This is a genomic window from Moraxella sp. HMSC061H09 (genome assembly GCF_001809255.1).
Classification (GTDB): domain Bacteria; phylum Pseudomonadota; class Gammaproteobacteria; order Pseudomonadales; family Moraxellaceae; genus Moraxella; species Moraxella catarrhalis.
Window position 1 is genome coordinate 196,956 of record NZ_KV796856.1, and the last position, 13,102, is coordinate 210,057.

At 39.8% G+C, this 13,102-nt stretch carries 9 protein-coding genes; 2 read left to right on the forward strand and 7 right to left on the reverse strand.

The window, feature by feature from the left end:
- The coding region (locus tag HMPREF2573_RS07380; protein WP_070473081.1) for a saccharopine dehydrogenase family protein at nucleotides 1-983 on the reverse strand (983 nt) is incomplete at its 3' end.
- Nucleotides 984-1,174: 191 nt separating this feature from the next.
- Nucleotides 1,175-2,377 (reverse strand): carboxynorspermidine decarboxylase, encoded by a 1,203-nt coding sequence (locus HMPREF2573_RS07385; RefSeq protein WP_003658230.1) that lies wholly within the window; start codon nucleotides 2,375-2,377, stop codon nucleotides 1,175-1,177.
- Nucleotides 2,378-2,701: 324 nt separating this feature from the next.
- Here HMPREF2573_RS07385 and HMPREF2573_RS07390 point away from each other — a divergent pair, with 324 nt between their 5' ends.
- The gene (locus HMPREF2573_RS07390; protein WP_003658234.1) at nucleotides 2,702-3,547 is read left to right on the forward strand and encodes a hypothetical protein; all 846 of its coding nucleotides are present in this window, start codon (nucleotides 2,702-2,704) and stop codon (nucleotides 3,545-3,547) included.
- Between the two features lie 64 nt (nucleotides 3,548-3,611).
- Here the strand turns inward: HMPREF2573_RS07390 and HMPREF2573_RS07395 are convergent, their stop codons facing one another.
- From HMPREF2573_RS07395 to HMPREF2573_RS07405, 3 genes are all read right to left on the reverse strand, one after another.
- Complete coding sequence (locus tag HMPREF2573_RS07395) at nucleotides 3,612-3,923, reverse strand: 2Fe-2S iron-sulfur cluster-binding protein (protein ID WP_003664312.1); 312 nt, start codon at nucleotides 3,921-3,923, stop codon at nucleotides 3,612-3,614.
- A gap of 78 nt (nucleotides 3,924-4,001) precedes the next feature.
- Nucleotides 4,002-5,132, reverse strand: coding sequence for a class Ia ribonucleoside-diphosphate reductase subunit beta (gene nrdB, locus HMPREF2573_RS07400; RefSeq protein ID WP_003658237.1), 1,131 nt, complete (start codon nucleotides 5,130-5,132; stop codon nucleotides 4,002-4,004).
- Nucleotides 5,133-5,384: 252 nt separating this feature from the next.
- The gene (locus tag HMPREF2573_RS07405) at nucleotides 5,385-6,620 is read right to left on the reverse strand and encodes an O-succinylhomoserine sulfhydrylase (protein WP_003664310.1); all 1,236 of its coding nucleotides are present in this window, start codon (nucleotides 6,618-6,620) and stop codon (nucleotides 5,385-5,387) included.
- A gap of 205 nt (nucleotides 6,621-6,825) precedes the next feature.
- Here HMPREF2573_RS07405 and HMPREF2573_RS07410 point away from each other — a divergent pair, with 205 nt between their 5' ends.
- Nucleotides 6,826-7,905 (forward strand): sulfate ABC transporter substrate-binding protein, encoded by a 1,080-nt coding sequence (locus HMPREF2573_RS07410; protein ID WP_070473084.1) that lies wholly within the window; start codon nucleotides 6,826-6,828, stop codon nucleotides 7,903-7,905.
- A 135-nt stretch (nucleotides 7,906-8,040) separates the two neighbouring features.
- On the opposite strand, the gene HMPREF2573_RS07415 is transcribed toward HMPREF2573_RS07410, so the two are convergent.
- Nucleotides 8,041-12,174 carry an exodeoxyribonuclease V subunit gamma gene (locus HMPREF2573_RS07415; RefSeq protein ID WP_070473087.1) on the reverse strand — a complete coding sequence of 1,378 codons (4,134 nt, stop codon included), beginning with the start codon at nucleotides 12,172-12,174 and terminating at the stop codon, nucleotides 8,041-8,043.
- Nucleotides 12,175-12,195: 21 nt separating this feature from the next.
- Nucleotides 12,196-13,002: a glutathione-dependent disulfide-bond oxidoreductase gene (yghU, locus tag HMPREF2573_RS07420; RefSeq protein WP_003659729.1), complete on the reverse strand. Its 807-nt coding sequence runs from the start codon at nucleotides 13,000-13,002 to the stop codon at nucleotides 12,196-12,198.
- Between the last annotated feature and the right edge of the window lie 100 nt (nucleotides 13,003-13,102).

The following is a 13,102-nucleotide window of genomic DNA, read 5'->3' on the forward strand; positions in this document are numbered from 1 at the left end:
TTTTCCCCCTTAACTTTATTGCCGATACAGGTCTTACCTGTATAATGTTCGGCAAGACTGGCAGGATTGGGTAAAACCGCCTTGACGACTTTTAGAGGCACTACTTCTAGACCCTCGGCAGTTGTGATCGGCTGCTCTGATAAGAGACCAAGATTTTTTAGCACGCTAAATACATTGATGTAATGATCACCAAACCCCATCCAAAAACGGATATTCGGCACATTTAAGTTTTTGTGCAAAGAGTGCAGTTCATCATGCCCGCTTAGATAGCTGTTTTGAATACCGACGACTGGTAAGTCATCTGTCCGCTTGACTTCAAACATTTGGTTGGTCTGCCATTGGCTATTTTGCCAAGAATAAACCACGCCAGTGAACTCACGAAAATTAATCTCAGGATCAAAATTGGTTGCAAAATATTTGCCATGGCTACCAGCATTAATATCAATGATATCAATATCGGTTACGCTGTCTTTATCAAAATACTCAACACCCAACCGTGCGTATGCATTGACAACACCTGGATCAAAGCCCACGCCCAAGATGGCGGTTGCACCTGCTTTTTTGAAGGATTCGCGTTTTTTCCATTCATAATTTTCATACCAAGGCGGCGTTTCGCAAATTTTATGCGGATCTTCATAAATGGCAGTATCTAAATAATGCGTACCTGTTTCGATGCACGCATCCATCACGCTCATATTAATAAATGGTGAGCCAACATTAATCACGATATCTGTATTTGTTTTGCGGATCAATTCAGCCACAGCGTGATGATCCATCGCATCTACAGCATGAGTATGCAAAACGGCATCACGCTTAAAACTGCCCTTTTTGGCGACATTTTTGGCAATAGCTTGACACTTGTCAATCTTGCGTGATGCGATGTGAATTTCCCCAAAAATATCATTTGCCATCGCACATTTGTGTGCAACCACCTGAGCGACACCACCTGCACCAATGATGAGTACATTTTTTGCCTGAGACATCAATCCTCCTTAATGCCCAATGAATGAAATGAGCTTATCAATATTTGTGCATGAATTAAAAAGGAAGACTTCAAGGAAAATTCACACACCCAAATTATTTGCTATTGATGATAAAAACTTTAATAATAGCGATTATTTGCCTGATTTTCAAGCAGTTAGATAATCATTTATTCTCAAAAGCAATGTTTCATTTAGGACAGACTGGCTTTATAATCCTCATAATCAAATTGGCGTTGAATCATGATTTTGCCATCTTGGCGAATAATCACAATCGATGGCATGTCAACGCCATTAAACCAATTTTTCTTAACCATTGTATAAGCAGCAGCATTGCCAAAAGCGACTTTGTCACCAATCTTTAGAGGTTCATTAAGCGTATAATCTCCAAAAATATCGCCCGCCAAACAGGATTTGCCATAGATTCTTACTGAGGTTTCATCTGCCGATGTGCCATCAAAATCTGCACCTGTGATATCATAAGCTGTGTCATTGACATAAGCCAGCGGCGAAGATTGACGATAAATGAGTAAATCTAACATATGTGCCTCAATAGAAGCATCAACCACTGCCAGCGGCTTATTATTATACATCACATCAAGCACGCTGGTCACAAGAACAGCGCCTTGGTGTACTGACGCTTCCCCTGGCTCAAGATAAATTTGTACACCATATGTTTCGCTAAAATTCTTAAGCCTATTGATAAATTTATCTAAAGGATAATTTTGGTCAATATAATGGATACCACCGCCAAAGCTGATCCATTCTAAGCGATGAAATAACTCACCAAAGCGGTTTTCTATATCGGTCAAACTTTGGCTAAATGCCTCAAAATCAGTGTTCTCACAATTATTATGAATCATCACACCAGTAATCTGATCCGCTATCGCCATAATGCTCTCAACATCATGCTCGCCCAAGCGGCTAAATGGTCTGGCAGGGTCGGCAATGATAAATGATGAGTTGCTGGTTTGAGGATTTAGGCGAAGCCCAACGGGGATATTTTTATCATGAGCCAATTGCCCAAATCTTTTTAATTGATTAATAGAATTAAAAATAATCTTATCACAGTAATCAAGAACTTCTTTAATTTCATGATCGGCATAAGCCACGCTATAAGCATGCGTTTCACCGCCAAAGCATTCTTTGCCCAGTCGCACTTCCTTTAAGGACGAGGAAGTTGTGCCATGCAGATACGGCTTCATAGATTCAAAAACCCCCCAAGTGGCAAAGCATTTGAGTGCAAGTAACGCTTTTACACCAGACTCATGACAAACCTTTTGCGTGATGCTAAGGTTGTCAATAATGGCACGCTCATCAAGCAAATAATACGGCGTTTGAATGGTTGCTAAATATTGCTTTTGCTTAGGAGTTAATCGAGCAAAAAATTGACTCATGATAAATTCCTTTGATAAAATTCATGATATATTTTAACAAAATTTTTGGTAGATATGTTTTAAAAGGTTGATATTGATATCATTTATGCCAAAAATATTTTTCTTTTATTGGTATCGTTTTGGGCATTATGTTGCTTATTTGTTGGTATAGATGATTGATTGGTATACTCTGTATGATATGTTTTTTTAAAGCTACAAAAAATTACCGATTCACTCATCTTATCCTACTAAAAATTTGCTAAAATACTCATCAATTTTATATTTAGTAGGCTTTGGTTATCAAACCATAGCGATTTAGGATAATCAAATTTAAGATCGAATCATATGGATAATACTCAAACAACCCACCCATCTTCTCAGTTGCACAATGCCCAAATGATAAAAAACGGCAATGACACAACTTTTTATCATACAGATAACGCACAAACGGACACGATGAGTCTTGAAAATCAATTTGATGCCAAAGACAGTAGCAGTTGGTTTAATGAAAGCTTGCTCTTAAGTTGGCAACAAACTTTTGGCAATATCAAGCATGGCTATGTCAAAGCAGCTGATAATTTGGTTGATGAGCTTTTGGTCACACTCACCCAAAAGCAAGTTAATGATGCTTTGTATAATTTTGTTACAAAAAATGTTGGGCTGTTGCATAATTTAAAATTGGATATTCATGACAACTGGCTTAGATTGACTTGTACAGTCGATATCATGGGTCTATATACAACAGTGGCCAGTAATTTTGAACTGGTTCATCTACAGCTAGATCGCCACACTCAGCGGTTGGTGCTTAAGCAAATCGGTGATACAGATGTGATTGAGCTACACAGTAAGCAGTGGTATAAAGCCCCAGCTGCACGACTTGGCGTGGGCTTATACCGTACGCTACTACGCAAAGATCCATTACCTTTTATTTTGAATAAAATTAAAATTAAAGGCATTCCATTTACTGGGCATAAAGGCAATATCATTTATCTTGACATTGGTCGATGGCTAAAAAATAACGATATGATCATGAAAAATCTAAAAAAAGTTCAAATCAATGATGGTTACTTAAAAGCACAACAGCTCTTATTAAAGGTTCAGCCAAATTTTGGTGATATCTTAAGCTTTGGCGATCCTGATGCTGACATCATTACCGAAAAAGACAACCCAAAACACCAAAAAGCAGATTGATCGTCGTTTTCACTGGATAAAACGCCCTAATTTCGCTTTGGCTGATTTAACCATAGTATATCAATTAGGGTAAGTATTCAGCACAGTCAATAAACAATGGCAACTGATTTTCATTTTTAGGGTAATAGCTGACTTGAGTTGTGCCGTTTAAAGTGCAGCAACAGGCCAATATTTCATCATCTGCTAAAGTTGCCAACGGTTTTTTAACCAAAGTGATTGACCCAGTGGTTGCCAATACTTTCATGCGACAAGTACCACAATAACCCTGTCGGCATTCGTAGTGTACCTTTTTATGTTCTGTACGAATCATGCCGTCTAGCAGTGTTTCATTTTCATGCAAGTAAAATCGTGTCTCGTCAGTAAACACCCAACCCATATCGCAATCTTTATTTTTCTTGTTATGACTGATTTATGAATTAGGGCTTGTCTCATAACAAGCCCTTTTGGTAATTAGTTATAGCTCAAAATCGTCCAAATCCACATCATCTAAATCAGAATCAATCTGACCAACCAAATAAGTGGTAATTTCGGTTTCTTGAGGGGCAACCTGAACATTGTCTGAAGACAGCCAAGCATTAATCCAAGGAATGGGATTGGTTTTGGTTTCAAAAATAGCTGGCAATCCAATAGCCGACATACGAGTATTTGTAATAAACTCAATATACTGGCATAAAATATCTCGATTTAGACCAATCATTGAACCATCTTTGAATAAATAGTTTGCCCAAGCTTTTTCTTGTTCGGCAGCACTTTTAAAAATCTCAATCGCTTCTTCTTGACACGCTTCGGCAATGGCAACCATGTCAGGATCATCTCTGCCTTGACGCATCAGATTGATCATATGCTGAGTGCCATTTAAATGCAATGCTTCATCACGCGCAATCATTTTAATAATTTTCGCATTACCCTCCATCACTTTACGCTCAGCAAATGCAAACGAACAGGCAAATGATACATAAAAGCGAATGGCTTCAAGCACATTGACAGCGACAATACACAAATACAGCTGTTTTTTTAGTTTTGGTAGCGTAACCTCAACAGACTGCCCATCAATCTGATAAATGCCCTCACCATGCAAATCATATAATTTGGCACATAAATGCAAGTCATCGTAATATTTGGCGATATCACTTGCACGCTCAAGAATATATTCATTATCCACAATATCTTCAAAAATTTTACTAGGGTCATTGACCACATTGCGAATAATATGTGTGTAACTGCGTGAATGAATCGTCTCACTAAATGACCAAGTCTCAATCCAAGTCTCAAGTTCTGGAATAGAAACCAAGGGCAATAAAACCACATTTGGGCTACGACCTTGGATACTGTCTAACAGAGTCTGATATTTAAGATTACTTAAAAAAATATGTTGCTCATGCGTAGAAAGTTCGGCAAAATCAATACGATCCTTTGAGACATCGATTTCTTCGGGACGCCAAAAAAATGACAGTTGTTTTTCGATGAGTTGCTCAAAAATCGGATGCTTTTGTTGATCATAACGAGAGACATTCACGGGTTGACCAAAAAACATCGGCTCTAACAAGACATTATTTTTAGTTTGGCAAAAAATAGAGTAACTCATGTGATGGCTCAAATTATAATCAAGTGTGATGAAAATAAGATAACTGGTAATAGATAACCCAACCGATTGGGTTTGGCTATTATCGGTTGTTATTTGGTATATGTTATTTTGTATATTTTAGCATAAATGCACCAGAGTTAAAACCCAATTTATTCTCTTAGTAATTTTGTGATTTGATTTAAATCATTTATGATTAAAGAATTGACCACGGATGATTTTAAATAAAACTGTGATTAATTCTATAAATTTTATCTAAATATTATCTAGGCCATGTGCCAAATCTTTGATAATATCACGAGCATCTTCAATCCCCACCGATAATCGAATCAAACCATCATGAACACCTGCTTCAATACGTTGCTCAGGCGTCATACGAAAATGCGTGGTGGTGGCAGGATGGGTAATGGTAGTTTTGGCATCACCCAAATTATTAGTAATACTAATCATACGGGTGCTATCAATCACTTGCCATGCCGATGCTTGGTCAGCCACTTCAAAACCAATGATCGCCCCAAATGCTCCCCCAGTCACTTCAAGTGCGGTATGCTGTGATTTGGCAAGCTCATGCGAGGGGTGGTCTGACAGTCCTGAAAAATGAACTTTTTTGACATTAGGGTGACTGGCTAAAAATTGGGCAACTTGATTGGCATTGTCACAATGCACCTTCATGCGTAGAGATAGCGTTTCAAGCCCTTTTAAGAGTACCCAAGCATTAAAAGGTGACAAGCTGATGCCGCCTGTACGCACCACACCAAATGCTTTTTCCATCAGCTCATCACGCCCAACAAGCGCACCGCCCAAGATACGCCCTTGCCCATCAATGTATTTGGTGGCTGAGTGAATGACCACATCAGCTCCTAGCTCTAAAGGCTTTTGGATGGCTGGTGTTGCAAAACAATTATCAACAATCAATAAGGCATCGTGTGCATGGGCAAGCTTGGACAAGTAACGCAAATCGGCAATCTGTGCCAAAGGATTACTTGGGCTTTCACAATAAAGCACACGGGTATTAGGGCGTATCGCTGCTGCCCATGCCTCATTATCAAAACAATCTACATAGCTGACCTCTACCCCAAACCCCTGAAAATAACCATCAAAGAGTGCGATCGATGAGCCAAATAATTGCTTAGCACAAAGCAAATGATCGCCTGCTTTTAGGTATGCCAAACACATGGTCAAAATAGCACCCATACCAGATGCGGTAGCGACAGCTCGCTCGCCATTTTCAAGTAAAGCTAAACGACGCTCAAAGGCTCTGACTGTTGGATTGGTATGCCGAGAATAGACATTGCCTTTTTTATTACCATTGAAATGATCGGCTGCATCAGCGGCACTAGCATACACATAACTGCTGGTTGTAAAAATAGCTTCGTTATGCTCGCCTTCATCAGTGCGATGATAACCGCCTCGAACTGCCAAAGTCTGCTCAAAATAACCAAGACTTAGATCAAGTGCATCTGTCTGCCAATTTGGGTCAAGCTGAGTCATAAACATTCCTTAAATTGGGATAAAATACGGTAAGCATAGCATATTTTTTTTGTATTTTCATCAATCATCAGCCCTACTTAGACTAATTTATCAGACTGCTTAATTCCAAAATAGAAAATAAAAAGTCTGATTTGTCGTTGGTTTTTTATGACGAATTTGCGTAAAGTATGCACTATCTGTTTATTTAGTTTGGTTTGGATTTATTATGATAACATTGCTTAAAAAAACAACACTGCTGGCAACAGCATTTGGTATCTTTTTTGGCTTAACTGCTTGCTCAAACAATACCAAAACTTCCATCCAAAATACTGACACGACAGCCAGTAGTACAGAAGCTAATCAAGATCCAATTGAGCTTTTGAATGTTTCTTACGATGTGTCTCGAGATTTTTATAAAGCGTATAATGAAGTTTTTATAAATCATTATTTGACCCATCACCCAAATACCAAAATTAAGATCAAGCAGTCTCATGGTGGCTCAAGCAAGCAAGCACTTTCGGTAAAAAATGGACTGCAAGCGGATATTGTTACCATGAATCAAGGCTCTGATATTGAGCTATTGGCTGATGCCAAATTGGTGGATGGCAATTGGCGACACGCATTCCCAAACCATGCCATTCCTTTCACCAGTACTATCGTATTTTTGGTACGAGAAGGCAACCCCAAAGGCATTAAAGATTGGAATGACTTGGCAACAAGTGGCATAGATATTATCATCGCCAACCCAAAAACCTCTGGTAACGGTCGCTATGCGTTTTTGGGTGCTTATGGCTATGGCTTGAATGCTTATCATAATGACGAAGCTCAAACTCATGCGTTCGTCAAGGCACTTTTAAGCCATGTTAAAGTATTTGAAAATGGTGGGCGTGCGGCAACAACAACCTTTGCCCAGCGTGGCATCGGTGATGTCTTAATCACCTTTGAAAATGAAGCCAATGTGATTAAGAGTAAATTTGGCAATGTGGATATTATTTACCCAAGCTACACAGTGAATGCAGAAAATCCGATTGCTGTGGTGAAATCTGTTACCGACAACAAAGGCACAACCAAAGCTGCAACCGAATACCTCAATCATCTGTACAGCGACGAAGCTCAAGAGCTTGCCACGAAGTTTTTCTTAAGACCAAGCAGCCCCGATATCCTAGCCAAACACGCCGATAAATTCCCTGTCATGACAACCTTTTTTCCTAATGATGTCTTTGGAGACTGGGCAAGTATCATGAAAACTTATTTTAGTGATGGCGGCTTATACGATAAGCTTGCCGTCCAAGCTCAAAATCAGTAATTCATTTTTGCTCAAACAGTTGTCAAACAATCAGTTTGGCGATTGTTTGAGCAAACTTAGATCAGATAACTGTTAAAATTTATCATTATTTCACAATAAAAAACAAAAGCGTTTATCGCCTTAAGTATTAAACCATCAAACTGTTTGACTGGTTGGGTCAATGATGAGAGCATCCAATAAACCAGCATATAAAACTTGTGCAAGTTCTTTACCTTTTTTAATCTCAGGCAGTGGCTGCAGGCCATCCAATATCTTTTGCCAAGATTGACCTTGGTAATGATCTTCATACTGACCTGACAACCAATCATTAAACTGGCTTTCACCAAATTCAAGCTCATTTTTGGTATTCAAAGCGACAATGTTCAGTGAAGTCATCAAAGGTAGCACCAAAGGCATCTGCTTGGCTAATAAACCCATGACCATGAAATTTTGTAGTTGCCGCTTAGCAGTCTCTTTATGAATGGGTTTTAGCTTTAATAAGGAAACATCATTGAGATGAAAGTCTTTTAAATCATTGCTAGCCTGCCCAAACTGCCATAAGCTGCTGCCAAGATTTTGTTCAATGTCTTTTTGGTCGGTTTTTCTGCTCACTTGCCACGCCAAATGATGCAAATAAAAGCGTAAAAAATGCCCTGCACGCACTGTATTTGGTAGCACTCGCAACCATTGATCGCAGCTGATGGGTAATTTTGCGACAATATCCAGCGGGATATGATTTAGCTCAACTGCAATATATTGCTCTTTGGTTGGACTAATCATTGAAGAATATTGTAATTGCTGCTTCTTAACTTGTAAATCTGTTAGATTTTGTGCAAAATCGTCAGTCAGCTTCGCCAGTTGCCCAACCAAATTATCCAAACTGGTCAAACGATTTGCACCAGCGGGTAGCAAATTATCATAATAGATGCGTACAATGTGAGCAAACTCTGATGCCTTATCATCGTTCATATAAATGGTATCTATGAGCTTATGATAGTCAAACTCATCCATAGGCATGCCATCAAATACCCCTTGTGCCATGGCATCAATCAAGGTCTCTTTAAGCTGATATTGACCCAAACCGTCCAAAGACAGCGGCTCTTCTAAAAAGCCGTCTTCTGCGTCATATAGTAGTGGCAGTTTGTGTTTTAGATAGGCTGTGGCAGGATTTTTAAGTGTATGATAAATCTGATTAAGTGGCATACTGTTTGGTAATTGAATGCCAAAAATGGTTAAAACTTCCTCTAATTGCCCGCTGTCACCTTGTAAGTTGTTTTGTAACGCTTCTGCAAGCATCTGATAAATTGTCGCATCAGGTAAGCTTATGATGGGTGATTGATTAAAATCTTGATCCAATAAATGACGCAATTTTACCATCATGGGCGATGGTGGCAAGTAATAAGTTTGGGATTGTTTGGCGTGCAGAATTTTTTGGGTTAAAAAATCAGCCAAATCATCTTCATCACAGACCATCTCTTTTGTTTCATAAAATACAGACGCATCAAAGGCATTGGCAGCATGCTCATAAATCAAAAGCTGCTGAACCAATTTCGGGGCGATGGTCGCAAGTTTAGCATGTATTTGATCGGCTTGATTGGTATGATTCGCCTGCAAGTCAACCGCCCAATCCACATTAGATTTAAAAAATTCAATCAACTCACTGACTGGTGATGCTGGCAGTAGCTGAGTGCCGTCATCGGCGACATTGGTATAAAAAATGGCACAAGCATCACGGCTACACAGTATGGCATCTAAAAATGCACCATTGTCATCATCTTCTAAAAAACGATCGCCACGACGCTTAAGCCCAGCTTTCATCAAATCTAGGCGCGCTTGTCGATCTTGCCTAGGGAATGCTGATAAATTCATATCCAGCATTAGCGTCAAGCCAAAAGGCACATTTCTTAAAGCCCCAAAACGCGCAAAAGTGATCGTGCCTGCTGGCTCAGCACTCACCGCTTGAGAGGCAAGTAAACTCGCCATACTCTCAAGCACAAATTCAAGTGTAAGCTCTATGTTTTGAGTGCCTTGTGTAGAATTCTTAGCATGGTGGTGATAATGATGATTGGCACGGATGCTGGCTGCAATACCATTCATCACCTTGAAAATAACATGCATCTGACTGGTTTCACGATATTTGGTAAAGTAGCGATTGATGACACGATGCTCGATATGATGAAGCCAATCAATCACAGGTGCAAGCCGTTGATATTCATCACGAAATTCTCTGAGACCTGCATGAATCAGACACAGCGCCTCAACAATCGGTTGATCAGCTAATGTGACCCCCTCTAAAGGCAAGCTTGCTTCTTGAAATGATTCATCACGCCATTTAAACGGATGCATCAATGAGCTTGGAGATGGTGAATCACAGGGTGTTAAAAACCCTGCCACGATACGATCTAAAGCATAGCTAAAACTATAACGATAATCCAAATCAGCTTCATTTAGTGTCATTGCCAAATGTGCAGCATCAAATCCTCGGCGAAAGCCAGCCGCATCCAGCAATTGACAGGCTCGATTGACTGACTCAAAATCAAGCCCCAAACTTTCGTACAATGCTGGCGTCATCAGCCATTCATACACATCATCACGATAAAAACGCGCATTTTTGGCACCAAGTAGCCGATAAAACCCGCTGATGGCAGCCATCAGCGAATCTACCTCACGACTGGCAGTACCGGTAATTTTGGCAGGTAGCTTCAGCCCATCCATACCAACATCATCATTAAAAATCAGTCGGATAAGATCTTCGGCCGCCTGAGCTTCAGGTAAATAAACCACGATATCAGATAATTTTCGGTGGCTACCGTCAGAATTTGGCTCATTAAGATAGCGAGCTATGATCATACGAGCCACTTCAAGCTGTCGTTTTAGACTGTGGCAGGCATGGATACTTAGACTGGGCAGGCGTAGAGATTGATCATTTTTATCCAATCCAAGAGGCAACATTAACTGGCTTTTGGTTTTAACTTTTTGTTCCCAAAACGCACTATCTTTGAAGGCTGATACAAGTTCTTGTTGCCACCATTGTTTGGTAGCTTCGCCATCTTCAAGCATTAAAATATCGGATTTTAGCTGATTTAATAAACTTTTAGATTCTTGAGCCGGCGATACAAAATCATCCTGCCAGTCAACTTGCCAATCTTTGGGTGTGCGATAAGTTTCATAAAATCTGCGATTCACCCCTTCTTTTTCATAATAATAATCACCGCCCGACATATCTGCCAGCATCGCAAAAGTTTCTCGGGACTCTTTACCCAATCTTGATAATAAAACATGACCATAATCTTTTAGATAGACCAAGTTTGGGTTAATAATACGCTGCGTTGCCAGCCAGTTTTTATCAACAATATCCGCCCAAAACATCTTTGATGGATTAAAATGCAATAAATGCACATTCAAATGAACTGATAAGCGTTTTAAAAATTGTAGCTCCAGCAAGGGAATTTGCTGGATAGTAAATAAATAAAGGTGATTAGGCAAGCTTTTATATGCTTCAGCTGCCACACTTTCACCACGCAGCCCATCAAGCACTGCCCAAAATCGCACCTCAAGCGTCTCACGATAAGCATAGACCTCAGAAAATAGCTGTCGCCACAGATATCGTAACAATTTTTCAAGATCGTGATATTGCTGAATCAGCCATTTGGGTGTTGGATCACTATCGCTATAATCATTGGCAAATCTATCCTTAGTATCGATCATCTCATCGATTGATTCAGGTAGTGGTAAGTCATGGGTCCATGCATGTAGCCATTCGGGTCGATGGGTCAAATATCGCACAAAAACTGACGACACCTCCTCACAGATTCGCCATAGCCGATGCTCTGGAATGCTTTGGTTCTGAGTGTCATAAATTGTCATCAAAAAATCATACAACGGATGATGATCATCTTGCATAATCTTGATAATCTGCTCACTAGATAAAGTTTTGATAAAGCCAAAAATCCGCCAACGCATGACCGAACCAGACAGTACCGCCACCTCTGGCACCTGCAAGGCATCTGAAGGATGATGATTAGCATCAATCCTAAGCACTTGCTGAATAAGCTGCCACTGATATTGACCCCAAAATTGTGTCATAAAAAGTGTGCTAATCCCAAGCCGTTCAGCAATACTGCGATTGAGCCAATCACCAAGTACCATCGATGGAACAATGACGATAAATGGTGAAAAAACAGAAATACCCAGTGCCTCACCTTGACGCTGTGCCTGTGTTTGCTGGTAGTAATGAATCAGATGATCCAATAGAATTTGGGTATCATTTGACTGAGTAATTGTAAACATATTATCAAGATAACTTGGTCATCAAATTGCTTTAAGCTCAAGAGATTGGGCGTATTGTACTGCTTCACGAGCTGCAATGGTTTTTGCCCATCGAATGACATTTTGATAAGTATGTACTTCCAAAAACTTGGCGGCATCGTAGCTATCAGAGACATAAAGCTCTCCCAAGCACAAACGCCCATACCATGGATAAATCGCCATATCAGCGATCGTATAATCATCTTTAATCATAAAGGTATGGTTTGCCAAATGCTGATCTAAGACATCCAATTGTCGTTTGGTCTCCATCGCATAACGGTTAATAGGATATTCCATTGGCTCTGGTGCATAGGCATAAAAATGACCAAAACCACCACCCACAAACGGTGCTGAACCCATCTGCCACATGAGCCATGAGTAAAGCTCTGATAACTGATTGAGATTAGTTGGGATAAAGGCGTTATGTTTTTGGGCTAAATACAATAAAATCGCCCCGCTTTCAAAGATACGAGTAGCAGGCGTGGTACTTTGATCAAGCAATGCTGGAATTTTGGAGTTTGGGTTAATTTTGACAAAATCCGATCCGAATTGATCTCCTGCCATGATATTGATCTTATAGGCATCATATCCTGTGATTGCCCCAAGTTGTTTTAGCTCCTGCAGTAATATATTCACCTTAATGCCATTGGGCGTGTTTAAAGAATACAGCTGATAAGGCGAGTCGCCAACAGGCAAGTTCTTCTCATGCGTTGCCCCTGCTGTGGGGCGATTTGTACCGCCAAATGTGCCACCGTTTTTGGCTTTGATACTTTGATAATCCCAAACTTCTGGCGGTGTATAAGTATTCATATAATATCCTTTTGCTTAAGTATTTTTTGAGTTGATAGACATAAAATAGTATCGTGAACTATCAGTATATATCACTATACAGCAAAAAAGTGTCAATTGC